Here is a 23,267-nt window from a genome sequence, read left to right as displayed (position 1 = left end):
GCTGTGGCCCCGGCGGAGCTATCCTTATAACAAAACGTAAGCACCCACCCAACTGAAACCTAACCCCCGTGCGAGCCGAAATAAGGTCACAAAACCAACTAAGGCGATGGTTCGCGGTACATTGGAACGCATGACTTCCAAGACTCTTCGTATGTCAACTATGTTCCTGCGCACTCTGCGCGAGGACCCCGCTGATGCCGACGTTGATTCCGCCAAGCTGCTGCAGCGCGCCGGCTATATTCGTAAAACCGCACCCGGCATTTGGACTTGGCTGCCGCTGGGCCTGAGCGTGCTGAACAAGATCGAAGCCATTGTGCGTGAGGAGATCGACGGTATCGGTGCTCAGGAAGTGCACTTCCCGGCCCTGCTGCCGCGCGAACCTTATGAGGCCACCCATCGTTGGGAGGAGTATGGCGAGAACCTGTTCCGTTTGAAGGATCGCCACGAAGCCGACTATCTGCTGGCCCCCACGCATGAGGAAATGTTCACCCTGCTGGTTAAGGACATGTATTCCTCGTACAAGGATCTGCCCGTTACGCTGTACCAGATTCAGACCAAGTATCGTGACGAGTTCCGTCCGCGCGCTGGCCTGATTCGTGGCCGTGAGTTCATTATGAAGGATGCCTACTCGTTCACCATCGATGAGGAGGGCATGCGCAAAGCTTATATGGATGAGCGTGGCGCCTACTGCCGCATCTTCGATCGTCTTGACCTGAAGTATGTGCCGGTGTTCGCCATGTCCGGCCCGATGGGCGGCTCCGCTTCCGAGGAGTTCCTTGCTCCGATGGCCATCGGCGAGGATACCTTCGCGCTTGCACCCTCTGGCAAGGCATGGAACGTTGAGGCCCTGACCACTCCGGAAGTGCCTGAGGTTGATTGCTCCGCCACGCCGGCCGCTACCAAGCGTCCGACTCCTGACGCTGGCACCATCGATCAGATGGTTGATTATGCGAACGCCAACTACCCGCGTGAGGATGGCCGCGCTTGGGAGGCTTCCGACATTCTGAAGAATGTGGTGATTGCTGTTAAGCATGCTGAGGATGACAAGCATGATCAGCCGTGGCGTGAGCTCGTGGTCGTGGGCGTGCCTGGCGACCGCACGGTGGATATGAAGCGTCTTGAAGCGCAGTTCGCTCCCTCGGAGATTGAAGAGGCCACTGAAGATGATTTGAAGGCGCATCCCGAGCTGGTGAAGGGCTATATCGGCCCGATGGCGCTCGGCCCGCAGGTGCGTGGTGATGCCGAAATCGGCTCTGATGAGGATACTGCGCTGCGTTATCTCATCGACGCGCATGTGGCCAAGGGCTCCGCATGGTTCACCGGTGCCGACGAGGCCGGCGTGGACTACTACGATCTCGTGTACGGCCGCGACTTCACGGCTGACGGCACTGTGGAGGCCGTCGAGGTGCGCCACGGCGACATGAGCCCGGACGGCTCCGGCCCACTGAGCTTTGAGCGTGGCGTGGAAATCGGTCAGGTGTTCCAGCTGGGCCTGAAGTACTCCAAGGCTTTGGATCTGAAGGTGCTCGACCAGAACGGCAAGACCGTTCCCGTGTGGATGGGCTGCTACGGCATCGGTGTTTCCCGCGTGCTCGCCTGCATCGCCGAAACGCATCATGATGAGGCTGGTCTGGCTTGGCCTGCCGTTATCGCTCCGGCTGCGGTGCATGTTGTGGCCACCGGCAAGGACGAGGCTGCCTTCGAAGGTGCCGAGAAGCTGGTTGCCGAACTGGAGGCCAAGGGCCTTGAGGTGATCTACGATGACCGCAAGAAGGTTTCGCCCGGTGTGAAGTTCAAGGATGCCGAGCTGATCGGCGTGCCGCTGATCGCTGTGGTCGGCCGCGACTTCGTGAACGATGGCACCATCGAGATCCGCGATCGCAACGGCGACAACAAGGTGGTCGTGCCGGCCGCCGAAGCCGCCGCCACACTCGCCGATCGTTTCGCCGCACTGCGCTGAACCGTTCTCAGCCGTTAAAGCCATTACAGGAAGCCGACCCACCAGGGTCGGCTTCCCCCATATTAAGCCACATTCCCGCCTCACACGATTAGAATTCGGAGGCGGTGGGGTCGGGATTGTCGGCGAAGTTGTCGGCTTGGGGTTCGGACGTTGGATTCGGAATATCGCTGGGAGTGCTGGGCACCCCTTGTCCGTTCGCAGGAATGCTGGTTTCAGGGGAAGGCGTGTCCGGCGGCGCGACGCCGAGGTCTACCGGCTGGTTGTTTGGCACGGCTGCGGCGGCATAGGGGTCTGCTCCGATACCGTTAGGATTGCCAGCACTGCTGATTCCGGGAGCTCCCGCTGTGACTTGGTCAGACTGCGCCCCTTGCGCATTATTGCGCCTTGGTTTGCATAGTTGCGTGGTACCAACCGTCAGATCATGGCCGATATTGCTGGCTTCGAGCACGATACGACTGCAGATTACTCCCTGCTCATTCGTCCATTGTTCGGTGTTCAGCAATCCCACCACGATCACCCGGTCACCTCGACGCAAGGAGGATTGCGCATTCTGGGCCAGCATCCGGTACGCTTTGACGGTCAGCCATGCGGTGCCGATATCCTCCCAGCTATTGGTGGCCGTATTAAAACGACTGCGCGTACTGCCGATGCGAAAACTCAGCACTTTGAACGTTTCCGTGCCGCCCACAAGCGGATCGCTGGAGACGTATCCGGTGACGGTTGCCGCTGCCTGTTGTGTTGCCATGATCGGTCCTTTCATCCACAAATGTCATGGACCGCCGGTTTCACGGAACGACCGATATGAGGCACAACCACGAGCCACGATGCTTCCTTACATCGCCCCTCCATGTCCGGCGGTAGTTTCCACTGTGCGCTGTCGAGAACCGTTCACGCAAGCTAATTCGGGCAATGTGGAGACAGTGACGCAGTTTGCCGCAACCCCTCTGTGGATAACCGGCGGTTATCCACAACACATGTGGACGACACACCGTAATGTGGACAACAACGTTCGTATACAAAAACGACCCTCTCCGCTCCAATAAGGAGCTAGAAAGGGTCGTTTCGTTCGCTATTACAGCAACATGCAACAGTCAGCTACGACAACACGAATCCATCGCAATACGCAGCCACTGGCAACGCATCGTCACCAAATACGCACGCGCTGGTCGGGCGCAAGCCACATATCGTCGCCTTCGTGCACTCCAAAGGCCGCGTAGAACAGATCCACATTGCGGGCAATGCCGTTGGTGCGGAATTCCGCCGGCGAATGCGGATCAATCTGCAGGAACTGCTCGGCCAGCTCGTCACGGTTCTTGGTGCGCCAAATCGAGGCATAGCTCAGGAAGAAGCGCTGCAGGCCAGTGAATCCAGCCATTTCAGGAGCGCGGTCAAGCAATGCCTTGATGGCTTCGGGCGAGCCATCCTCCGGCAGGCCGGCGGCCTTGCCCAGTGCGAACGCATACGCCTTAAGCGCGATGTTCACGCCACCCAGATCGCCGATATTCTCGCCAATGGTAAGCGCTCCGTTAACATGCGGCATATGGTCGGGCTGATCGGCATATTTTTCAACCAGCTGTAGCGGGGTAAAAGCATCATACTGGCTGATCAGAGCCTTGGTGCGCTCCTCGAAGTGCGCACGATCCTCATCGGTCCACCAGTTGTTGAGCTTGCCGTCACCGTCGTACTGCGAACCCTGATCGTCGAAACCATGGCCGATTTCGTGGCCGATCACCGCGCCGATGCCGCCATAGTTCGCAGCATCCTCAGCATTCGGGTCGAAGAACGGAGGCTGTAGAATCGCAGCGGGGAACACGATAACGTTCATCGTCGGCTCATAGTAGGCGTTGACTGTCTGCGGATTCATCAGCCACTCGTCCTTATCGACCAAGTTGCCGACCTTAGCCAGCTGATATCCGGTCTCATACAGGCTCGCAGCCTTCATATTCTCAGCGAGCGGTGCATCCGCGGAGACATTCAGCGCTGAATAATCACGCCAATGATTGGTGTAGCCGATCTTCGGCGTGAACTTCGAGAGCTTCTCCAACGCCTTGGCGCGAGTCTGCTCGCCCAGCCAATCGGAGTTGGTGATGGACACACGGTAGGCGTCGATCAGGTTGGCGACCAGCTGCTCCATGCGCTGCTTGGAGCTTTCGGGGAAGTGCAGGCGCACATATTCACGGCCCACATCCTCACCGCACACGCTGTTGACCAGGCTGACGGCACGCTTCCAACGGTCGCGCTGCTTCTTGGTGCCGGAGAGCACCTTGCCATAGAAGTCGAAGTTGGTTGTATCGAACACGGAGCTTAGGGCACTGGCCGAGCCGATGATCATATGCACGCGAGCCCACAGCTTCAAGTCGTCAAGATCGGCATCGGCCCAGAACTGATCCAAACCAGTCAGGAAGCTCGGTTCGTGCACAATCACGCGCTTGAACACGGCCTTGAAATCGATGGGCTGGGCAGCCGCGGCCTCAGTGGTGTTGTAGGCGGCCTGCCAAGCGTCAATCCAAGCGGCCAGATCGAAGTTGGGCAGCATCGCGGTCAAATCGGCAAAATCAGTGGGATTATAGGTCTTCACCGAGTCGCGGGAGGCAACATTATCCCAATGGTTTGCAGCGATGCGCGTTTCCACATCCAGGAACCGACGCGCCAAATCAAGCGCAGCTTCACTGGGCGCAGGCGTAGCAGCAGCGCCAGCAGCTCCAGTACCGGGCGTTTCGTCGCCGCCGTTGCTGGGAGCAGCGGTTGCATAACCAGCGTTAATCAGCTGGGCCGCAACCATGCGCACGTAGGCTTCGCGCACGGGAGCATAGTGATCCTCGCGATAATAAGCCTCATCAGGCAGGGCCAAGCCACCCTGTTCAATATGAGCGATGTTGTAATCAGGATTGCCCGGGTCGCCGTACACATCCAAACCAAACAGGTCAGGGCCGCCGGCCGGATTGATGGTGCCAAGCGTGCGGGTGAGCTCCGCCTTGCTGCCGGCATGGTCAATGGCATCAAGGTCGGCGCGAATCGGATTGATGCCAGCGGCCTCGATGGCAACAGTATCAAGGAACGAACGATACAGCGCCTGCGACTTGACAGCCGGGCAATCATCCTCTTCGAGGATATCGCGCACCTGATTCTCAGCATCTTCAGCAAGCTTGTCGAAGGAGCCATAGCGCGAACGATCGTCGGGCAGACGATAGGTGTCGATCCACGGGCCGTTAACATAGCGGAACAGGTCGTCGGCCGGCTTGATGACGGAAGAGAACGAAGCCGGATCAATACCGGCGCTCAAAGTGATATGTTCATCGGTCATGGCATCCAGCCTAATCACGGTGGGGGAGAACCGGGCGAGCCTGGCGATGACGAGGCGCTGAGATAACGTGGAACACAACTTTTTGACTAGGTAGAAAGAGCCTCATGATCGAACTGAAAACCCCTCGCGAAATCGAGGAAATGAAGCCCGCCGGCCGATTCGTCGCCGGCATCCTGAAGGAACTCAAGGAAACCACCAAGGTTGGCACCAACCTGCTGGAAATCGACGAATTCGTACATAAGAAGATCGTCGACCGCAAGGGCGCCGAATCCTGCTACGTGGACTACGCCCCCGACTTCGGCACCGGCCCGTTCGCCCACTACATCTGCACCTCCGTCAACGACGCAGTGCTGCACGGCGTGCCCTTCGACTACACCCTCAAGGACGGCGACCTCGTCTCCCTCGACCTCGCCATCAGCGTGGACGGCTGGGTGGCCGACTCCGCCATCAGCTTCGTGGTCGGCAACGACCCCGACCCGGAAGACCTGCGCATCATCAAGTGCACCGAAGAGGCGCTCGCCGCCGCCATCGACGTGGCCAAGCCGGGCAACCGCTTGGGTGACATTTCTTCCACCATCGGTGACGTGGCACGCTCCTACGGCTACCCGATCAACCTTGAATTCGGCGGCCATGGCGTGGGCCATATTATGCACGGCGATCCGCACGTGCCCAACGATGGTCGCGCCCACCACGGCTACAAGCTGCGCGAGGGCTTGGTCATCGCCATCGAACCGTGGTTCCTGAAGACCACCGACGAGATCTACCAAGATCCCAAGGACGGCTGGACCCTGAAGTCCTCCGACGGTTCGCGCGGTGCCCACAGCGAGCACACCATCGCCATCACCGAAAACGGACCGATCATCTTCACCGATCGATCCAAGCTGTGATCGAGCGATAATCGCTGGTAATCGTCCACAGGGCGCGGGCCCACAGGCTGAATTGCGAGACGTAACGGCCGAAGCGCGCATTGCTTTGATAGCATAAGCGCACTTCGGCTTTCGTGTATCGACCGGCGTTCGCCGGCGGTAACAAACGCGGCTTACAGTACGCGAAGACTATGAAGTGCTAGGAATAGGAGGCGCACGAATGGCAACGGCACAGCTTGACGTCGATTCGAACAAGTTCACCCTGCCCGTGGTCAAGGCCACGGCCGGGCCCGACGGCATCGTGGTGTCCACGCTGCGCAACGACGGTTGGGTCACCCTTGACCCTGGATTCTTGACCACCGCGCAGTGCGAATCGAAAATCACCTACATCGATGGCAACAATTCCATCCTGCGCTACCGAGGCTATCCCATCGAGCAGCTGTGCGAAAATTCCGACTTCCTGGAGGTCGCCTGGCTGCTGCAGCGCGGCGAGCTGCCCACCAAAGCGGAATACGACCGGTTCTGCGCAGACATCAACCACAAAACGATGGTGGGCGAGGACTTCCGCACGTTCATGGGCTCGTTCCCACGTTCGGCCCATCCGATGAGCGTGCTGTCGTCGGCCATCAACGCGCTCGCCACCTTCTACCCGGACACCTGCGATATCAACGACAGTGATCAGCTGGATGAGGCGGCCAAGATCATCATGGCCAAGGCCCGCACGATTGTGTCGTATATCTTCCGCCGTCGTCGCGATGAGCCGATGCTATACCCGGATTATGCGCGCGGCTATGTGGATGACTTCTTGCGTATGTGCTTCGCCGTGCCTTACGAGCCGTTCGAATCCGATCCGCTCTACGTGCATGCGCTGGGTCGTCTGCTGATTATTCACGCCGACCATGAGCAGAACTGCTCCACCTCGGTGGTGCGTATCGCTGGTTCGGCGCACGCGAACTTGTATTCGGCGATTGCTGCCGGGGTCAACGCCCTGTCCGGCCCGCTGCACGGTGGCGCGAACGAGGCTGTGCTGCGCCAGCTCAAGGCCATCCGCGATTCGGGCAAGTCCGTGGCCGAATTCGTGGCCGATGCCAAGGAGAACGGCCAGCGCATCTCTGGCCTGGGACATCGTGTGTATAAGTCCTATGATCCGCGCGCGGCCATCGCCAAGCAGTATTTGGAGAAGATGATCGATCGTGAGGACACACTGAAGTTGCCCGCCGACGAACGCGCGCTGTTCAAGGTGGCTACTGAGCTGGAGGATATCGCGCTGCACGACGATTATTTCGTTTCGCGCAACCTGTACCCGAATGTAGATTTTTACACCGGCCTGATTTATCGCGCTATTGGTTTCGATCCGGCCATGTTCACCACGCTGTTCGCGCTGGGCCGCATCCCCGGCTGGATCGCGCAGTATCGCGAGATGCTGGCCGATCCGAATACGAAGATCGGACGTCCGCGTCAGGTATATACCGGCCCGGTTAAGCGCGACTGGGTGCCTGTGGAAGAGCGATAAGCCGAACGGCAAACGGTAAACGAACGCCAAAAGAACGACAAACAGTAAGTTTGCCTGTCTATGGAGGCCGCGTCTCGCAAACGAGCGCGGCCTCTCCTGTTTTTGATGCGACGACGGTGCGTTCTTCTTATCGCTACATAGGAGATGCTGGCATATTTGTGAGGTTGTGATAATGCCGCCAATCACTACCCCACAAATATGATGGTATTTCGGGGGTTGTGATGGCGCGCTTTTATCACTACCCGTAAGATATTGGCATATTCGCGAGGTTGTGATAATAGGTCCAAATCACAACCCCCGAAATATGGTTGTATTTCTTGGGTGGTGATACTGCGTTTGTATCACTACCAGTAAGAAACGTGTGTATTCATGGGGTTGTGACAGCCCACAAAAATCACTACCCCGGAAATACGTCGATATTTTCAAGCTGCCGTGAACGGGCAATGACCAAAGTGCAAAAGACCTCGGGCGCTACCTCCATCCTCCTGAAGTCGTGCATACTCCCGTCTTGTGTTTTTTTATTCAAACCAATGTCGTATTCGTGAGCATTGCCAATTGATGCCGTTATGGATGCGGTCGATCATCATTCGGCGAAGTTCTTGGGTCTTCTGATCAGTGTGGAGTATTTCTCTTGACATTCGCAATGCGTCTGCGGATGCCGCATTAAATGCATCGGGCAATTCTGTGGCATATTTATAGAGCAGCAGCTGTAATAAGCCAAAGTCATCGGCTTGAGTTTCTTCGGCGAGTTGGTTCCAGTGTCGCAATTCGATGCGATCATAACGGTACTCTCCGCCAATGCTCATCGCGAGTTTGCGGTTCTTGGGCTGTATGTCATAGGCGAAAATGGATGCGACGTCATAGAGCGGTGCCAATGTCGGCTGCCCATTTGAAGGTTCTAGAATGGCGTAGTTTTTCGCATGCGCATCGGTGCCGCCTATCAGGAAATTGATGATGAGAGCGATTTGGAACATCATGACGCTTTGTGCGTTAAACCCGTTGGTGCGCAAGAAGTTAAGGATTTCTGCAGCTCCCGGGCCTCCATCCGACTGGTATTTCTCCGCGGTCGGATGTCCGGTGGCTTGGCAAAGATCCTCCTGATGGATGCGCGTCACCTGTGGCATGCCATCAGCACTGTGGCTAACTTTCCTGTCCCATCGTGTGCTGACGATGGCAGGTGTTTCCCCGAATATCTGAAAATCTGATTCGGCAACTGGGATTTGCAGTTTGCGTAGGGTATTCATGCACACATATTCGTTGAATGCTTGCTCGTGCAACTGGTGTATGCCGGGCTTGACAATATGTGTCGTCGCTGCAGCCCCAAGGGCCTCAAACCACTGATCTTCCTGCTTGTATAACGCGATTTTGTCCTGTGCCCCATTGAGCGACCAGTGTTCTCCATCGCTTTGCCAGGATCGGCCACCGATTCCAGCAATAGATTGCAGTTTCTTCTCTATTTCGCTGATTGAGATGGGGCGATACTCCGCCGCTTGGCGAAGTAAATCTTTGTCTTCTGGAAGTGCGAATTGCACCCCTCCTGCGCAATCCATGCCGATTGCAGTCAGAAGAGAAAACGGGTTGTTGGCATTGACTCCATATTGGCGAGCGATACGTCTGCGCACCTCAGTGCTGTCCGGCAAGATGCCATCGATAAAACTTTCCACGGGGCGTCCCTCCCATGGTTGGGCGCGTTTCGGCATGGAAAGGGAGAGCTGCGGAACGGAAGAGGTTTCCTCGTCATAAGTGAACGAATGATTACCATTTACGTCTTCGCGCAGTGTGCCCGCAAACTGGTCTTCGACGAATACAAGAAGTTCTTTGGGTTTCTTCATCGTTCCTCACTTGGGCTGCTGGCGTCACCTGGATTTTCGTGATTGTTGCCGCTGCTGTTCGGCTTGCCTATGGGAATGCCGGTGATGTTGTTGAGAGCTTTGGATTGTTCACGAACGGCAGACGCCTGCTGGGCTATGGCCTGCAATGCGGCAATATCAACATCCTTCAGTGCTGAAGGCATCGATACGTGCATGGCGTCAGTCAGCGCTATGACATTATCAAGATTCGTGTTATCGAATACAGATGCTTTCAGAATATTTGTTGCCGATTGTGAGAGGGCTTTAGCCACTGAACTGATTAAACGGTGCTCAGGTGGCTGCGCTGTATTTTCTTTAGCGGATGGACTGTCGGATGTCTCGGCGTCTTTTTCGTTGCTGATGTTGTAATTGATGCTGATTGTTGCTTGTAAGACATTGCAGATGGATAACACTCGCTGCATGCCCGGGTTGCTTATCTTCCCCTGCTCCAGCTGATTGATCCATGGGCGGGGGATGCCTGTGAGACGTGTGAGATCGGTTTGGGAAAGACCGGCGCTGATGCGTGCGTCACGTATGGATATGGCCAGCTGGCGAATCGAAGTGATGTTGACGGTAAAAGTTGCCACACCTTCTCCTGTTCGATATTGCAAACAATCCGTAAGTGTTCGATATTTCAAACATTATAGCAAATGTTCGAATATTCTAACACTTTGCCTGAAAGTTAGGAGTCCGATGTGTTTTTTGATTCGGTGCTGGCGTGCTCTTCTTATCACTGCTTAGAAGATATTGGCGTATTTGTGGGGTTGTGATAGAGGGGCCAAATCACAACCCCTGAAATATGGCTGTATTTCGTGGGTTGTGATACTGCGTTTGTATCACTACCCGTGAGAAACGTGTGTATTCATAGGGTTGTGACAGCCCACAAAAATCACTACCCCGGAAATACGTCGATATTTCCGGGGTAGTGCCAAATGAGGGGGAGAGCAGCTGTGCTGTGACGGCTGCATAAAACGTTAGCTTGCTGAGCGTGTCATAACGTGTGCGTCGTCAAGGCGCACCGAAGGAAGCAGTACAAAGGTACCGCGACTGAGGAGCAACGCCGACGACGCTCCGTTATGGCAGGGTCAGTTTTTGTGCAGCTTTTCGTTGAGCTCGATTCCCGTCTTGCGATAGCGGGCTTCGATGCGGCCGTTGACCGAGTTGCGGATGAACAGGATGTTGTCTTTGCCGCTCAGCTCGGCACCCTTGACGGTTTCCAGCGGTTCGCCGGCCGCGACCTTGGCCTTGTCGTAAATGGTGACCTTGGTGCCAGCGGTGACGTACAGGCCGGCTTCCACAACGCAGTTGTCGCCCAGCGAGATGCCGATGCCGGCGTTTGCGCCGAGCAGGGAATGCTCACCGATGGAGTTCTTGAGCTTGCCGCCGCCAGACAGGGTGCCCATAATCGAGGCACCGCCGCCGATGTCGGAACCGTTGCCCACGACCACGCCCTGCGAGACGCGGCCTTCGACCATGGAAACGCCGAGGGTGCCGGCGTTGAAGTTCACGAAACCAGCATGCATCACGGTGGTGCCTTCAGACAGGTAGGCACCCAGGCGCACACGGTCGGCGTCGCCGATGCGCACGCCGGTGGGCACCACGTAGTCGATCATGCGCGGGAACTTGTCAACGGAGAGCACGTTGATGCCCACCTTGGGCAGACCGGGGGCGGTTTGCGCGGCGGCGGCCATCACGTCGAGCTTGCGCAGCGCGAAGTCTTCGACGGCGAACGGACCATAGTTGGTCCACACCACGTTGTTGAGCTTGCCGAAGATGCCGTCAAGGTTCAGCGTGTTCGGTTTGGCGAGCCTCATGCTCATCAGATGCAGACGCAGGTAGGCGTCGGCGGCATCTTCGATCGGCTCGTCGAGTTTGCTGACGGTGAATACCGGCAAGCGACGCACGCCGCGCGCATCGGTTTCGGCGTGGGCTAGCGCATCGAAGTTATGGTTCGGACGCGAGGTTTCGGCCGGTGCTTCGCCGCAGGTCAGCTGCGGGTACCAAACGTCCAGGGTGTTGCCGGCGGCGTCGACGCTAGCCAGACCCCAACCCCATGCGGTGCGGGATTCGCTCATGATTGCTCCTTTGTGATGGTTGCGATGGCGATTGATGATTCCCACCTTAGCGTCAAGTCTGGTTAGCGGTGGCGTGGTGGTCGGTTGCCGGTCTGTTCGCCAACGCCAAGAAACGCCACTACTATGGAAACGATGCCTGAAAACAGGCAGGTTCGTACGCAACGTTCGTTGGGAGGCATGTCGGTGAGCAGCGGATTCGGCGTGTTTGGGCGCGTGCGTGATGAAGGCGATGCTTTTGATGATGATTTCGACGCGGCTGACGCCGTTGATGATGCTGATGATATTGAGGGCATGTATGCCAAGCGTTCGTGGAGACGCAAAACTTCGCGTCGTGATCCTTGGAATCCTGGGGATGATGAGGACGATTTCGCGCCCACAGATATCCCCGCCGATGCTGACGGCGGCGACGATACCGTATTCGGCGCTGGCGGCTCACTGAGCGCTGATGATGCGGTGATTCCTTATCAGCGTGCTGCCGCTCGCGCAGGTGAAAGCAGCTTGGGTGGTATGAACGCCGATCCCAAAGATCACCCGCTGCCGCTGCCAGCTTTGAAAACGGATGTGGAAACCTCCACATCGAACGCCGTGCTGATGCGCGCCCGTGCCATCGCCGGCAGGGCGGACAGCATGCTGATCGCACCTATCTATGATGCCAATCAACGCACCGGATACGCCGAATTGCAAGCCAGGGTGCGTGGCACCACCAGCCCTTCGAGCCAATACCGCACCAACGTGCAGTTCGATATGCAATCCGGCGAGGTCGCCGGCGGCCACTGCACATGCCCGGCGTATGGCCGCGGCTACGGCATCTGCAAGCATATGGCTGCGCTGGCGCTGGTGTTCGCCGATGAACCGCAACGTTTTGAGGGCTATCATGCCGCTGCCGCACACCCTTCGCGCGCGTTGATCGCCTATATGGAACGTGAGGATGAACGTGCGGCGAAAGCCCGTGCACTTCGGCATGATGCGCTGATGCGCCGCAGCGGATTGGATGCGTCTGCTGGTTCAGGTCGCGCTCGTCGCCGCACCACACAGGGGTATTATGTCGCGGCCTCACGCGCAGGGTATCGTGGGCCGACACAAACCGTCGGGTTGGGGCAAGTGCATTTGACCCCGATTTTGAGCTTCATCGACGGCGTATGGAGTTTGGAATGCAAAATCGGTTCAATCGCCAACGGTGCGAGCTATGTGCTCAAATCCATCCCGCAGTTCACACTTGCGATGGAACATGCCGAGCATAAGGAATACGGGCAAAAACTGGCCTTCACCCACACGCCAGACATGCTCGACGCCGAATCCAGACCGCTGCTTGGTTTTCTTGCCGATGCCATCGCTATTCGACGCGCCGCCGAACAACAGGATCGGTATTACGGTCATATCGCCATCGACCGGCATCTGGCGTTAAGTGAAGCTGAAGTGGCCCGACTGCTGACGTTGCTGGCCGGCGGGGGAGTGCAGCTGGTGTTAGATACATGGTTTTCCAATCAGCCGGCGTCAGTGATGGTTGATGGTGGCGAAGCCGAACTATCCATGAGCATTACCCGACGCGACTTCGCTGTGTACGGCCCCGAAGCCGGCTACCTGCTTGCCGGCCATCCCGGAATCGAAACGGTGATCAACGCCGGCGCTGATGTATCGGGCGTCAGTATGTCTGGTGATGCCAGCGAATCCGCACGCGCAGCCGTCGGCGCGGATATTTGGCTGCTGTTGGCGAGCGATCAGACGCTCGGTTATGCCGCGGCTATGTCGCTGCGTGACCGCAGACTCGAACAGACGCGGCGTAAAACCGCGGCTGGATGCCGATTCGTGCGATGCCCGAAAACTATGCGCCCGCTGGCCGGTATTATCGCCGACCTATTCGAGCCGGACAGGGATGGTCAGGTGATCGCCGGCAACGATATGGCACTGTTCGCCCGCACGCTGATGCCCCAACTGGTGGCTGCCGGACTGCTTGACGCCCAGGAACTGCCGCGTGAACTTGCCGCGCTCAATCCTGCTGAATGTCGGATCGGATTCTATCTGGATCGCAACGAACAAGGCGTGGAATGTGAGATCAAAGCCCGCTACGGCGAGACGATAGTGCCGATTCTGCCGGCTGGGCCGGCTGTGCGTGCGGATGGTTCTGCGGGTGGTTCGGCAGATGGTTCCACAATTACTGCCGTGGTGGGGCGTGATATCGACACGGAACGCATGGCAATGGACGTGGTGCGCGGATTATTCTCCATGCCAGGCAACGCGGCGGCGGCGAACCGGCGTATGCCAGAATTCCGCACGGCAAACTCCCGTCGTGCCGCCTCCGCCAAGCAAGCTGCTGCAGCTCGCGCGCGTCTTGGCGCGGCCTATATCGATCGCGACGATACCAAACGATTGGTGCGTCTGTTCGACGAGGGATTGCCGCTGCTGCATGATGTGGGCGACGTGTTCACCACGCCGGCCTTCGACCGACTGGTCGCGCCCAAAGCGCCGAGTGTCAAGGTGGGATTGTCCGTCAAGGGCAATCTGGTGGAGATTTCACCTATTGCCGATGAGGTGCCGGCCGATGAAGTCGGCTCGTTGCTGGCCTCTTATCGTCGCCGTCAGCGCTTCCACCAGCTTAAGGATGGTACGCTGCTCAGGCTCGATGGGGCACAGCTGAACACGCTTGATACGTTGGCCCGCGAACTTGATTTGGATGAGAGCCAGCTCAACTCCGGTCTGATTGAACTGCCCGGTGGCCAAGCGTTCCTGTTGGACGGCGAACTGCCTGACGACGGTTCAGATGTGGTTAAAGACGCCTCATTTAGCCAGTATGTGGATGATCTTAAGGTTATCGATCCTAGCTCGTATGAGGTGCCGAGCGCGCTCAAATCGGTGCTGCGACCATATCAGGCGGATGGCTTCCGTTGGCTGAACACCTTGTGTGATAAGGGATTCGGTGGCATTCTTGCCGACGAAATGGGCTTGGGTAAGTCGGTGCAGCTGATTGCCCTGCTGTTGTCGCGGGCGGGGAAGAAGCAACAGCAACTGCCGTCGTTGATTGTTTGTCCGGCGTCACTGGTGTATAACTGGGCCAACGAATTCGCCAAGTTTGCGCCCAGCTTCAATGCTGTGGTTGTGGCGGGCGGCAAAGCCGAACGTCGCGCAGCCATCGTCCATGCCTTCACCGCCGACGAACCCACCGTGCTGATTACTTCCTACGATCTGCTGAGGCGCGACGTGGACGACTATCGTGCCGAAAACCGACGGTTCGACATCATGGCGTTGGATGAGGCCCAATACATCAAAAACCACACCACCAAGATCGCCAAAGCCGTCAAATCCGTGGCCGCCGAACATCGCTTCGCGCTCACCGGCACACCGATCGAAAACCGCTTAAGCGAATTGTGGAGTATTTTCGACTTCCTTATGCCGGGCCTGCTTGGCTCCTACAAGCGGTTCCACGAACGTTACGAACTGCCTATCGCCAACGCTCGCGCGGCGGATGAATCCACGTATGAGGGTAGGGCGGCCGCCCAAGTCAACCCTGAATCGGCGCGCGTGGCCCATCGTCTGCAATCCTTGGTTGGCGTGTTCATCAAACGCAGACTCAAATCGCAAGTGCTCACCGACTTGCCAGACAAGCTGGAAACCACGCTCACCGTGCGTCTGGAAGGCGAACAGCGCAAACTGTACGCGGCGCACGAACAGCGCTTGCGTATGCAACTGGAGCACAGCGAACAGTCGGATTTCAACACGTCGAAAATCCAGATACTCGCCGAACTGACCAAGCTGCGTCAAATCTGCTGCGATCCGCGACTGTTGTATGCCAATGCCAAGGATCAGTCGGCCAAACTCGCCGCCATCGGCGAACTCGTGGAAACATGCGTGTCCGAAGGCAAGAAGGCGCTGATTTTCTCCCAGTTCACCAGCTTCCTTGAACTGATCGGCGAACGATTCGACACCATGGGGCTGAGCTACTACACCATCGATGGCTCAACGCCGAAGAAGCGTCGCTTGGAACTGGTGGACCGATTCAACGCGGACGCCACGCCGGCATTCCTGATTTCGCTGAAAGCCGGCAACACTGGTTTGAATCTCACCGGGGCGAGCGTGGTGATTCACGCCGACCCGTGGTGGAATGCGGCCGCGCAGAATCAGGCCACCGACCGTGCGCATCGCATCGGGCAAACGCAGGATGTGAACGTGTACCAAGTGGTGGCCAAAGACACCATCGAAGAGCGCATTCTCGAACTGCAGCACACCAAAAGCGAACTGGCACGCCAATTCACCGACGCTTCGCTCGAAGCAGACGAAACCGGCGCCTTCGCCTCCGGACAGCCGGTCGCCTCTATCGCCACGCTCACCAGAGACGATCTGCTGGGGTTGCTTGGTTGACGGTTATTGTCGCGAGGAGCCAGCTACAGAATCTGCTCCATACCGATGCGGTAGGGGGTCAGGCCCATGCGTTCGTAGAAAGCCTGAGCCGTCGGGTTGCAGGACCACACGTTAAGCGTCACGTTGTAGCAGCCGGATTCGCGCGCGAAATCCAGCACATGGCGATATAGTGCGGAACCCACATGCTTGCCGCGCGAGGACTCGTCCACGCACAGGTCGTCGATATACAGGGTGGTGATATCGGTCAGAATATTATCGTTTGGATGCTGCTGGAAGATACAGAATGCGTAGCCCAACACCGGGCCGTCAGGTTCGTGCGCTACGAATACCGGCGTGCGATCATCGTCCAGAATCCCTTGCAATTGTTCGTCGGTGTATTTCTTGGCACCGCCCTTGAACAGGTCGGGCCTGCCGGCGTGATGCACTTCAAGTACCTGACGCAGCAGTGCGTCGATTGCAGGAATATCGGCCGTCGTGGCCCGTCGTATCGTCAGTTCGCTCATAGTTGGTAGTGTAGCGGCGGCCGCGCCTTCGCCGTGTGCGATACACTCGTGTGGCGTGGCGGATACAGCGAAACAAACGAAGCGTGCAACGCATACAAAGCATACGAAACGTACGACGCATACGACACGCGTGCGGCATACAGCACCGGAAAAGTATGAGCGGGGCACGCGCTCGTACACTATGTCGCATATTCGCGGCACCAATACCAGTATCGAAGTGCTGGTGCGCAGCTACCTGTTTCGCCGCGGCCTGAGATTTCGCAAGAACGACAAACGCTACCCTGGGCATCCGGATGTGGTGCTGCCCAAATATCACACCATCGTGTTCGTCAACGGATGCTTCTGGCATATGCACGAAGGTTGCAATAAGCATTCGATGCCCAAATCGAACGTGGAATTTTGGACGGCAAAGCTTATGCGCAACCATGAGCGCGACCTTGCCCAGCATGCGGCGCTGGAAGCCGACGGTTGGCGGGTGATTGTTGTCTGGGAGTGCGAATTGACGAAAGCCGCGCGAGACGAACGACTCGCGCGGCTATACGATCAGATTGTCGGTGGGACGGATGGTGCTGGTAGCACTGGTTCTGCTGGTTCCGTCAGTTCTGCGGGTCACGAAGGCTTTGCCGAACTTGATAAATCCGCTGAATCGGCCAGTTCTGACAGTTTCATTGGTTCCGCTGGTTCTGCTGAGCGCTGAGTCCACTGATTCTGTCGGTTTGGTCAGCTTTCGAAAGGATATTTGAGGTCCCAGCGTTCGCGCAGGCTATCCATAAGTTCCATAATGCGCAGTGTATCCGCGTGCGGCATGGCTGCACATTCGATCTGACCGTCGAGCAGCGCATTGGCGGCGTCGGCCACCTCATACTCGTAGCCGGTGAGCTGAGTCGGCACGTTGATGCTGCGCTTGATCTCATGATCGTTGCCATACACGTCGATGCGCGAGGGATTGTTGATATTGGTAACCACCAAATACCCCTTGTTTCCCCACACGGTGCCATTGCGATCGGAAGCCACGAGCATCGAGCTTGTGGCCGTGGCCATCGTGCCGTCCGTGTAATACAGCGTGGTTGAGTTCTGCGCATCCACACCAGTGGCGGGCCAAGGTGTCATCGACGTATCGATACGGTCGATCACGCGCCCATGATCGGCGCCGATTGCCATATCCAAGAAGTTCAACGGATACACGCCCACATCCAACAGCGCGCCGCCCGCACAAGCCGGATCGGTCATACGCGCCTTATCGGCCACCGGATAGCACAGGTTGGCGCTCGCAGCCTTCACCTCACCAATCTCACCGGAAGCGATGATGTCGTTAATCATCTGACGGCTGGGCATATAGCGTGTCCAAATCGCCTCGGCGCACAGCATACCGGTCTGCTTGGCAACATCCAAAGCCTCGCGGGCCTGCGCGGCGTTCGCAGTGAACGACTTCTCCACCAGCACATTCTTGCCGGCCTGCATACACAGAATCGCTTGCTCGGCGTGCAGGGAATGCGGCGTGGCGATATACACCAAATCCACGTTCGGGTCGGCCACCAGCTCCTCGTAAGAGCCGTAAGCTTTGTCAAACCCCCACTGGCCGGCGAACGCTTCGGCGCGATCCAGGTCACGGGCGGCCACCGCATACGGGTGAATCAGCGTGCCATAGTCAGACGAAGCTGCCATCTTAACCAGCGTGTCCGCCATGGTATGGGCGATGCGCCCGGCACCGAGAATAGCGACGTTAACCTTGTCGCCGCTGGCTTCAAATGTGGCGCGTGCGCCGTTAAGTCTGCCCATAGGTATCCTCCTTGAACCTTTGATTCTGTTGCAACACAGCTAGTGCTGCGACAGAATTGCAACAGTACTGCAACAGGTCGGCCGGGATTTGTTCGACCGACTAACCTACTGGTGATTATAAGCCAGCGTCAGTCATCAGCGCCTCGTGCGGGTGCCAAGAGGGGCGGCAGCCTTCGATGCGCTCTTGGTTGTGGCGGGTTGCCGGAGCCCTTGTCCCAACAAACGGATAGAACCGTGATATGGCAAACGCTCCGGTGATGGCCCGCAGGGCCCGCGAAATCAATCCCTTCCGTGCGATGGTATTCGGCGAAAAAGCCGACACAATGATCGCCAACGGTATCAACGTCGTCAAACTCAGCCTTGGTGAACCGGACTTCGGCGCGCCGCCGGCCGTGCGCGACGCCATGCGCGAACAATACGACGGCCGTGCTCTGCCCTACACTGCAGCCATGGGACTGCCCGAACTACGTCAGGCCATCGCCGACTTCTATCGCGAACGCCACGGGCTCGATATCGATCCCAAGCGCATCTGTGTGACTGCGGGAGGCTCCGCCGCACTGCTGCTGGCCACCGCTCTGATGGTGGATCCGGGCGACGACGTTATCGTGGCAGACCCCTCCTACCCGTGCAATAGGGAACTCGTACGTTCCTTCGAAGGTAACGTGGTGGACGTGCCCACTTCGGCTGCCACCCGATTCCATCTGACCGCCGAACTGTGCGAACAATATTGGACCGAACGCACCAAGGCCGTGATGATCACCTCGCCTTCGAACCCCACCGGCACCACCATAGACTTCGACGTGCTGAACCAGGTGTGCACGCTGGCCGCCGAGCGCGGCGCATGGCGCATCGTAGACGAAACCTACCTTGATCTGGCCGACCACGAAGCCGGCGACGGCGAAGTGCAATCCGTACTGGCCTGCGATCCTGGTGCCATCGTGTGCAACAGCTTCTCCAAGTTCTTCGGCATGACTGGCTGGAGGCTCGGCTGGGCCGTACTGCCCGACGATCTGGCGGTGCTCGAAGCCGTGGACGATCTGGCCACCAACTACTATCTGTGCGCGCACACGCCCACTCAGCACGCGGCGCTCGCCTGCTTCACGCCCGAAAGCTTGGCCGAATGCGAGGCTCGTCGTCAGGAACTGCTCGCCCGCCGCCGCATTGTGCTCGATGGGCTGAAGCGCATTGGCTTGCCTGTGGAAGTCGAACCGAACGGTGCGTTCTACGCGTATTTCAATATTGCGAGCACCGGTTTGGACGCATGGACCTTCTGCGAACGCGCGCTGGATGAAGCGCACGTGGCGTTGACGCCCGGCCGTGACTTCGGCCAGGCTACCGCCGACACCCACGTGCGACTGAGCTATGCGGCCTCCCGCGAAGCGTTGGCTGAAGGATTGGAGCGGCTAGGCCGGTTCATGCAGTCGCTGCGTTAGTAGTTGCTGCGTTTACCGTGCCTGCTGTGTGTTTGGCACAATCAGGTAGGCGGGTTATATGCTCAGCGGCAGGCCCAACAGTGAGTCTTATTGATGATTCGCATCGGTGATCACCCGCCCACTTGGTAGGTCTTGCTTTGTTCCCGCGAACAGTATGTGAACAGCATGTGGGAGCCCATCCGATGGTGTGCGGGCCGAAGTGCTATGGTCGAACCATGGTCAATCTGCGCTCGCACACCACGCGTCTCGGCGTGCTCGATATCGGTTCCAACACCATCCACATGCTTATCGTCGACGCCGCTCCCGGCGCTCGCCCTGAGCCTGAGGCCAGCACCAAAACCACCGTTCGGTTGATGAAATACCTCAAGGATGACGGTTCCATCAAAAAAGCCGGCATTGAGGCAATTCTCGAAGCCGTGGACGAATGCATGAAACTGGCCGAGGATTATGAAATTACCCAGCTGTTGGTGATGGCCACCTCCGCACTGCGCGAAGCGCCGAACGGTAACAAGGTGATTCACCGCATCGAAGAGCGCATCGGTCAGGGCGTCACCGTGCTGTCGGGCACTGACGAGGCAAGGCTAACCTTCCTTGCCGCACGCCGTTGGTACGGCTGGGATGCCGGGCGCTTGCTGGTGCTGGATATCGGCGGCGGCTCCTTGGAAGTCGCGATGGGTTCCGATGAGGAGCCGACTGTGGCGCTTTCTGCACCGGCCGGTGCCGGACGAATCACCACCGAATTCCTGCCCACGGGCACCGCTACCCCCGAAGAACTTGAGGACGTGCGCAAGCAGGTGCGCAAGATTCTGGAGCCGATGATCAAGGTATTTCCGGTCTCCAAGCACCCGAATCATGCGGTCGGCACTTCCAAAACCTTCCGTTCGCTGGCCCGTTTGTGCGGTGCTGTGCTGCGCCAGCCGGGGCGTGAAGATACGTTGATCATGACCCGGGAGCAGTTGGAGGATTGGATTCCGCGTCTTGCGGCCATCGAACCTGAGCAGCGCGTGGCATTGCCGGGCATCACCCCCGAACGCACCCTGCAGATTGTGGGCGGCGGCATTGTGGCCGATGAGATTATGAAGGCTCTGAACATTCAAGAGGTCGAAATCTGCCCGTGGGCGTTGCGTGAGGGTGCGATTCTGCGCTGGCTGGACCAGTTCGGTCGCACACGCTTGGGGTTCTAGGGATTCTAGCGCACCGTGGTCGTTATTGCACGGCCACGGTGATCAGCAAGGCTGCGTGATCCGAACCGGCTACCTTAACTATCTTGCACTGGCCGGCCGTCATGCCCCGGTCGAGTACCACGTGGTCAATATCAGCGAACATCGGCACTCCGGTGCGGTTTGTGGGCCAGGAGAACGTGAAACCATGCGCCGAAGCGCGTGTGGCATCGACGAACCGGTCGCCCAGAAAGTCACGGAACGGCGTGTGATCATAGGTGGCGTTGAAATCGCCCATAAAAATGTAGCGGGTGTCAGTGTGCTGGCGCATCAACCCAAGTTCGTCGATTGATCGCTTCCACTGCCTCCAATAGCCCGCCACCGGCGCAGTAGTATGCACGGACACGAAGCGAATCTGATTACCACCCATATCAACGGTGCCGCCGGGCATAAACGAAGCACTAGAATTCACATCGTCATCGGCCGGATCAGCCAGGGGAGTGGCGGACCAAATACCATTGCCAAACACGCCGTCCGACGAGGCGACATGCGAGTACGGCAGATAGCTTTCAATGCCGGCGTCGTTCAGTCGTTGCACAAAATCTTCGCTGGTTTCTTGCAGCGCCAGCACTTCGACGCGCTGGTCGCGCACCAGATCCACCACTGCCTGCGGGTCGGCCTGACCTTTGTATACGTTCAGCGTCATTACGCGTGCATAGGCGTCAGTTGTGTCGGCTTCGGAAGAAGCCATCGCATTCAGCGCGGCTTGGGGCAGGGCCTTGCCGGTCTGATAGAAGAACGGATACTGCCAGTAGCCGTTCAGACCGATGGTGGCGACGGCGAGCAGCGCCACCAGCACGCGGCGCGAAAGAATCGCCAACAGCAACGCGACCAGTGCCAGCAATATGAACCATGGCGTGGCTGATACGACAACGGGAACATAGGGGAGCTCCTGCAAGTCGCCCGGCAGCGCGCGGGCCGCGGTGCCAACTAACGCCAGCAGCGCGAACAAGGCTGCGAGCACGCCGAGAAAACGGTGGCGTCTGCGGCGGGGCGCAGGTACGGGCTTGACCGTCGAACGCTTGTTTGCCGGGCGAGGCGTTGCACCAGCCGTTGATCGCGCTGTAGCGCTCTTGCCTCTGGATGTGCTTCGTGCCTTAGCCATAATCGTGCATCCCCCGTGCTTTTTCTGTGCTGGTCTTGTTGTGATCTGGTTTTGGTCTAGCTTGCTTGCGTGTGCTATTGCGCTGCCACTGTATCGTGTGACTGCTGTGCGCACGCTGGTATTTCGCCGTCGGAGAGCGGTTCCACACCAAACCGGCACGAACTGCACTCTCTTGGCGGGGTGACGTGTACAATGGTTCGACGTTGCCCCAGTAGCTCAGTGGATAGAGCACATCTCTCCTAAAGATGGTGTCGTAGGTTCGATTCCTATCTGGGGCACTTTCACTCTCATACAGCCATCCAGCACGACAAAGTGCCGGATATGAGCGCAGGAGGATTTCATGCCTTACTTAGAAGCCGAGGAATGCGCGAAAAACGATGATGAGATCCTGCTGAGCATCACCGATGTGTTCGGTGAGGGTTACCGACCCATTGATGACGGCTTCGAGCCGGATTTTGAGTGACCTGCTTGTCAGGAACAAATCGTTTATTTGATGAATGTGTTGTTTACGCGTCAAATCTGGCTATAAGCTCGGCGGCGGTTATCGCGGGCGCGAGGAAGCCGACGAAGTTCTTGACGTTGCCGGTGACGATGAAGTCCGCCTGTTCGCGAATAGCTATGGCCGCCACGAACGAGTCTTCGACGTCGCGAAATCCGAGGGAAAGCCCTCTGAGAATGGCTGATTCGTCTAGGGGAGCGACGCGGGCGATGCCCAGACACAGCGACAATGCTTGTGCGGCGGTGGAGCGGTCTCTATTCTTTTCCACGATATACGCAATGGTGGCAGCCGCATGAGCGGGCATCAGTAGCTCACAATCCTTCTGCTCGCTTAAGGCGAGCACTCTTGCCGCGGCATCGCAGCTGGGTCGGTCGAGAATTACATCAAGAAATACATTGGTGTCGATGACGAGCCTCATGCGTATTTGGCCTCCAGATGTCGGCGGTAGTCGTTTTCGTCGGTACCCGCTGCGATACCAATCAGTCGCCTGACGTTTGAGGGGAGTGGACGTTCGTCGTCTGTGCCGCCGGTGGCGGGGAGTGCGGCAAGATAATCCTCCACTATCGCAGAAAGGCTGCGTCCTGTCTCCTTCGCGTAGCGTTTGCCGTTCGCGATGGAATCCTTATCCACACTTAGGGTCAGTTTCTGATTATCTGCCATCGCGCACCTCCATATTATACGTATGTTTTTTTAATTATATACGTATAACGTACGTTTTGGCAACGCGTGCATTCCTCATTCATCGTGTGCTTTGCCAACGCCAGTCCACACTTTGCTTCCTGTAAGACTATTTACTTTTGGCTTCGG

18 protein-coding genes and 1 tRNA gene are annotated in these 23,267 nt (G+C 57.8%); 9 read left to right on the top strand and 10 right to left on the bottom strand.

All coding sequences use genetic code 11. From position 1 onward, the window contains the following. Positions 1 to 130 precede the first annotated feature (130 nt). Positions 131 to 1,960, top strand: a complete 1,830-nt coding sequence (locus G1C95_RS06110; protein ID WP_169172080.1) for a proline--tRNA ligase — start codon at positions 131 to 133, stop codon at positions 1,958 to 1,960. Between the two features lie 88 nt (positions 1,961 to 2,048). Here G1C95_RS06110 and G1C95_RS06105 read toward each other — a convergent pair whose 3' ends face one another. Beyond that, a complete protein-coding gene (locus G1C95_RS06105) occupies positions 2,049 to 2,705 on the bottom strand; it encodes a single-stranded DNA-binding protein (protein WP_169172079.1) in 657 nt (218 codons plus the stop codon). A gap of 399 nt (positions 2,706 to 3,104) precedes the next feature. After that, on the bottom strand, positions 3,105 to 5,264 hold the full coding sequence (locus G1C95_RS06100; RefSeq protein WP_169172078.1) for a M13 family metallopeptidase: 2,160 nt from the start codon (positions 5,262 to 5,264) through the stop codon (positions 3,105 to 3,107). 104 nt (positions 5,265 to 5,368) lie between these two features. Between G1C95_RS06100 and map the strand changes: the two genes are divergently transcribed. Both map and G1C95_RS06090 read left to right on the top strand, forming a co-directional pair. Beyond that, complete coding sequence (gene map / locus G1C95_RS06095; RefSeq protein ID WP_169172077.1) at positions 5,369 to 6,151, top strand: type I methionyl aminopeptidase; 783 nt, start codon at positions 5,369 to 5,371, stop codon at positions 6,149 to 6,151. 199 nt (positions 6,152 to 6,350) lie between these two features. After that, on the top strand, positions 6,351 to 7,643 hold the full coding sequence (locus G1C95_RS06090; RefSeq protein WP_169172076.1) for a citrate synthase: 1,293 nt from the start codon (positions 6,351 to 6,353) through the stop codon (positions 7,641 to 7,643). 518 nt (positions 7,644 to 8,161) lie between these two features. Here G1C95_RS06090 and G1C95_RS06085 read toward each other — a convergent pair. From G1C95_RS06085 to dapD, 3 genes are all read right to left on the bottom strand, one after another. Further along, complete coding sequence (locus G1C95_RS06085) at positions 8,162 to 9,475, bottom strand: type II toxin-antitoxin system HipA family toxin (protein ID WP_169172075.1); 1,314 nt, start codon at positions 9,473 to 9,475, stop codon at positions 8,162 to 8,164. Beyond that, complete coding sequence (locus G1C95_RS06080) at positions 9,472 to 10,080, bottom strand: helix-turn-helix domain-containing protein (protein WP_169172074.1); 609 nt, start codon at positions 10,078 to 10,080, stop codon at positions 9,472 to 9,474. The genes G1C95_RS06085 and G1C95_RS06080 overlap by 4 nt, the downstream gene beginning before the upstream one ends. 498 nt (positions 10,081 to 10,578) lie before the next feature. Beyond that, positions 10,579 to 11,568: a 2,3,4,5-tetrahydropyridine-2,6-dicarboxylate N-succinyltransferase gene (gene dapD / locus G1C95_RS06075; protein ID WP_169172073.1), complete on the bottom strand. Its 990-nt coding sequence runs from the start codon at positions 11,566 to 11,568 to the stop codon at positions 10,579 to 10,581. A gap of 183 nt (positions 11,569 to 11,751) precedes the next feature. Between dapD and G1C95_RS06070 the strand changes: the two genes are divergently transcribed. Beyond that, positions 11,752 to 15,921 (top strand): DEAD/DEAH box helicase, encoded by a 4,170-nt coding sequence (locus tag G1C95_RS06070; protein ID WP_335341416.1) that lies wholly within the window; start codon positions 11,752 to 11,754, stop codon positions 15,919 to 15,921. A 23-nt stretch (positions 15,922 to 15,944) separates the two neighbouring features. On the opposite strand, the gene G1C95_RS06065 is transcribed toward G1C95_RS06070, so the two are convergent. Then, complete coding sequence (locus G1C95_RS06065) at positions 15,945 to 16,424, bottom strand: GNAT family N-acetyltransferase (RefSeq protein WP_169172071.1); 480 nt, start codon at positions 16,422 to 16,424, stop codon at positions 15,945 to 15,947. 181 nt (positions 16,425 to 16,605) lie between these two features. On the opposite strand from G1C95_RS06065, the gene G1C95_RS06060 reads away from it, so the two are divergent. Then, on the top strand, positions 16,606 to 17,121 hold the full coding sequence (locus tag G1C95_RS06060; RefSeq protein ID WP_169172070.1) for a very short patch repair endonuclease: 516 nt from the start codon (positions 16,606 to 16,608) through the stop codon (positions 17,119 to 17,121). 23 nt (positions 17,122 to 17,144) lie between these two features. On the opposite strand, the gene G1C95_RS06055 is transcribed toward G1C95_RS06060, so the two are convergent. After that, a complete protein-coding gene (locus tag G1C95_RS06055) occupies positions 17,145 to 18,203 on the bottom strand; it encodes a Gfo/Idh/MocA family protein (protein ID WP_169172069.1) in 1,059 nt (352 codons plus the stop codon). A gap of 257 nt (positions 18,204 to 18,460) precedes the next feature. Here G1C95_RS06055 and G1C95_RS06050 point away from each other — a divergent pair, with 257 nt between their 5' ends. Next, positions 18,461 to 19,636: an aminotransferase class I/II-fold pyridoxal phosphate-dependent enzyme gene (locus tag G1C95_RS06050; RefSeq protein WP_169172215.1), complete on the top strand. Its 1,176-nt coding sequence runs from the start codon at positions 18,461 to 18,463 to the stop codon at positions 19,634 to 19,636. A 215-nt stretch (positions 19,637 to 19,851) separates the two neighbouring features. After that, positions 19,852 to 20,820 (top strand): Ppx/GppA phosphatase family protein, encoded by a 969-nt coding sequence (locus tag G1C95_RS06045; RefSeq protein WP_169172068.1) that lies wholly within the window; start codon positions 19,852 to 19,854, stop codon positions 20,818 to 20,820. 22 nt (positions 20,821 to 20,842) lie between these two features. Here the strand turns inward: G1C95_RS06045 and G1C95_RS06040 are convergent, their stop codons facing one another. Then, complete coding sequence (locus G1C95_RS06040; RefSeq protein ID WP_169172067.1) at positions 20,843 to 21,961, bottom strand: endonuclease/exonuclease/phosphatase family protein; 1,119 nt, start codon at positions 21,959 to 21,961, stop codon at positions 20,843 to 20,845. A gap of 205 nt (positions 21,962 to 22,166) precedes the next feature. Between G1C95_RS06040 and G1C95_RS06035 the strand changes: the two genes are divergently transcribed. After that, positions 22,167 to 22,239 (top strand) — tRNA-Arg (locus G1C95_RS06035). A gap of 62 nt (positions 22,240 to 22,301) precedes the next feature. Beyond that, positions 22,302 to 22,424 carry a hypothetical protein gene (locus G1C95_RS12630; protein WP_277348185.1) on the top strand — a complete coding sequence of 41 codons (123 nt, stop codon included), beginning with the start codon at positions 22,302 to 22,304 and terminating at the stop codon, positions 22,422 to 22,424. Positions 22,425 to 22,467: 43 nt separating this feature from the next. On the opposite strand, the gene G1C95_RS06030 is transcribed toward G1C95_RS12630, so the two are convergent. Together G1C95_RS06030 and G1C95_RS06025 are read right to left on the bottom strand one after the other, a co-directional pair. Further along, positions 22,468 to 22,878 carry a PIN domain-containing protein gene (locus G1C95_RS06030; RefSeq protein WP_169172066.1) on the bottom strand — a complete coding sequence of 137 codons (411 nt, stop codon included), beginning with the start codon at positions 22,876 to 22,878 and terminating at the stop codon, positions 22,468 to 22,470. Beyond that, positions 22,875 to 23,120, bottom strand: a complete 246-nt coding sequence (locus tag G1C95_RS06025) for a DUF6364 family protein (RefSeq protein ID WP_169172065.1) — start codon at positions 23,118 to 23,120, stop codon at positions 22,875 to 22,877. The genes G1C95_RS06030 and G1C95_RS06025 overlap by 4 nt, the downstream gene beginning before the upstream one ends. Positions 23,121 to 23,267 lie beyond the last annotated feature (147 nt).

Source organism: Bifidobacterium oedipodis, from assembly GCF_012932425.1.
In the GTDB taxonomy this organism is placed as follows: domain Bacteria; phylum Actinomycetota; class Actinomycetes; order Actinomycetales; family Bifidobacteriaceae; genus Bifidobacterium; species Bifidobacterium oedipodis.
This window is presented reverse-complemented; position numbering and strand designations above follow the sequence as displayed.

Coding starts and splice junctions, on each gene's coding strand:
- G1C95_RS06085 (WP_169172075.1), bottom strand. CDS start 9,475: ATGAAGAAACCCAAAGAACTTCTTGTATTCGTCGAAGACCAGTTTGCG.
- G1C95_RS06100 (WP_169172078.1), bottom strand. CDS start 5,264: ATGACCGATGAACATATCACTTTGAGCGCCGGTATTGATCCGGCTTCG.
- G1C95_RS06025 (WP_169172065.1), bottom strand. CDS start 23,120: ATGGCAGATAATCAGAAACTGACCCTAAGTGTGGATAAGGATTCCATC.
- map (WP_169172077.1), top strand. CDS start 5,369: ATGATCGAACTGAAAACCCCTCGCGAAATCGAGGAAATGAAGCCCGCC.
- G1C95_RS06030 (WP_169172066.1), bottom strand. CDS start 22,878: ATGAGGCTCGTCATCGACACCAATGTATTTCTTGATGTAATTCTCGAC.
- dapD (WP_169172073.1), bottom strand. CDS start 11,568: ATGAGCGAATCCCGCACCGCATGGGGTTGGGGTCTGGCTAGCGTCGAC.
- G1C95_RS06050 (WP_169172215.1), top strand. CDS start 18,461: ATGGCCCGCAGGGCCCGCGAAATCAATCCCTTCCGTGCGATGGTATTC.
- G1C95_RS06065 (WP_169172071.1), bottom strand. CDS start 16,424: ATGAGCGAACTGACGATACGACGGGCCACGACGGCCGATATTCCTGCA.
- G1C95_RS06045 (WP_169172068.1), top strand. CDS start 19,852: ATGGTCAATCTGCGCTCGCACACCACGCGTCTCGGCGTGCTCGATATC.
- G1C95_RS06060 (WP_169172070.1), top strand. CDS start 16,606: ATGTCGCATATTCGCGGCACCAATACCAGTATCGAAGTGCTGGTGCGC.
- G1C95_RS06055 (WP_169172069.1), bottom strand. CDS start 18,203: ATGGGCAGACTTAACGGCGCACGCGCCACATTTGAAGCCAGCGGCGAC.
- G1C95_RS06040 (WP_169172067.1), bottom strand. CDS start 21,961: ATGGCTAAGGCACGAAGCACATCCAGAGGCAAGAGCGCTACAGCGCGA.
- G1C95_RS06090 (WP_169172076.1), top strand. CDS start 6,351: ATGGCAACGGCACAGCTTGACGTCGATTCGAACAAGTTCACCCTGCCC.
- G1C95_RS06105 (WP_169172079.1), bottom strand. CDS start 2,705: ATGGCAACACAACAGGCAGCGGCAACCGTCACCGGATACGTCTCCAGC.
- G1C95_RS06110 (WP_169172080.1), top strand. CDS start 131: ATGACTTCCAAGACTCTTCGTATGTCAACTATGTTCCTGCGCACTCTG.
- G1C95_RS12630 (WP_277348185.1), top strand. CDS start 22,302: ATGCCTTACTTAGAAGCCGAGGAATGCGCGAAAAACGATGATGAGATC.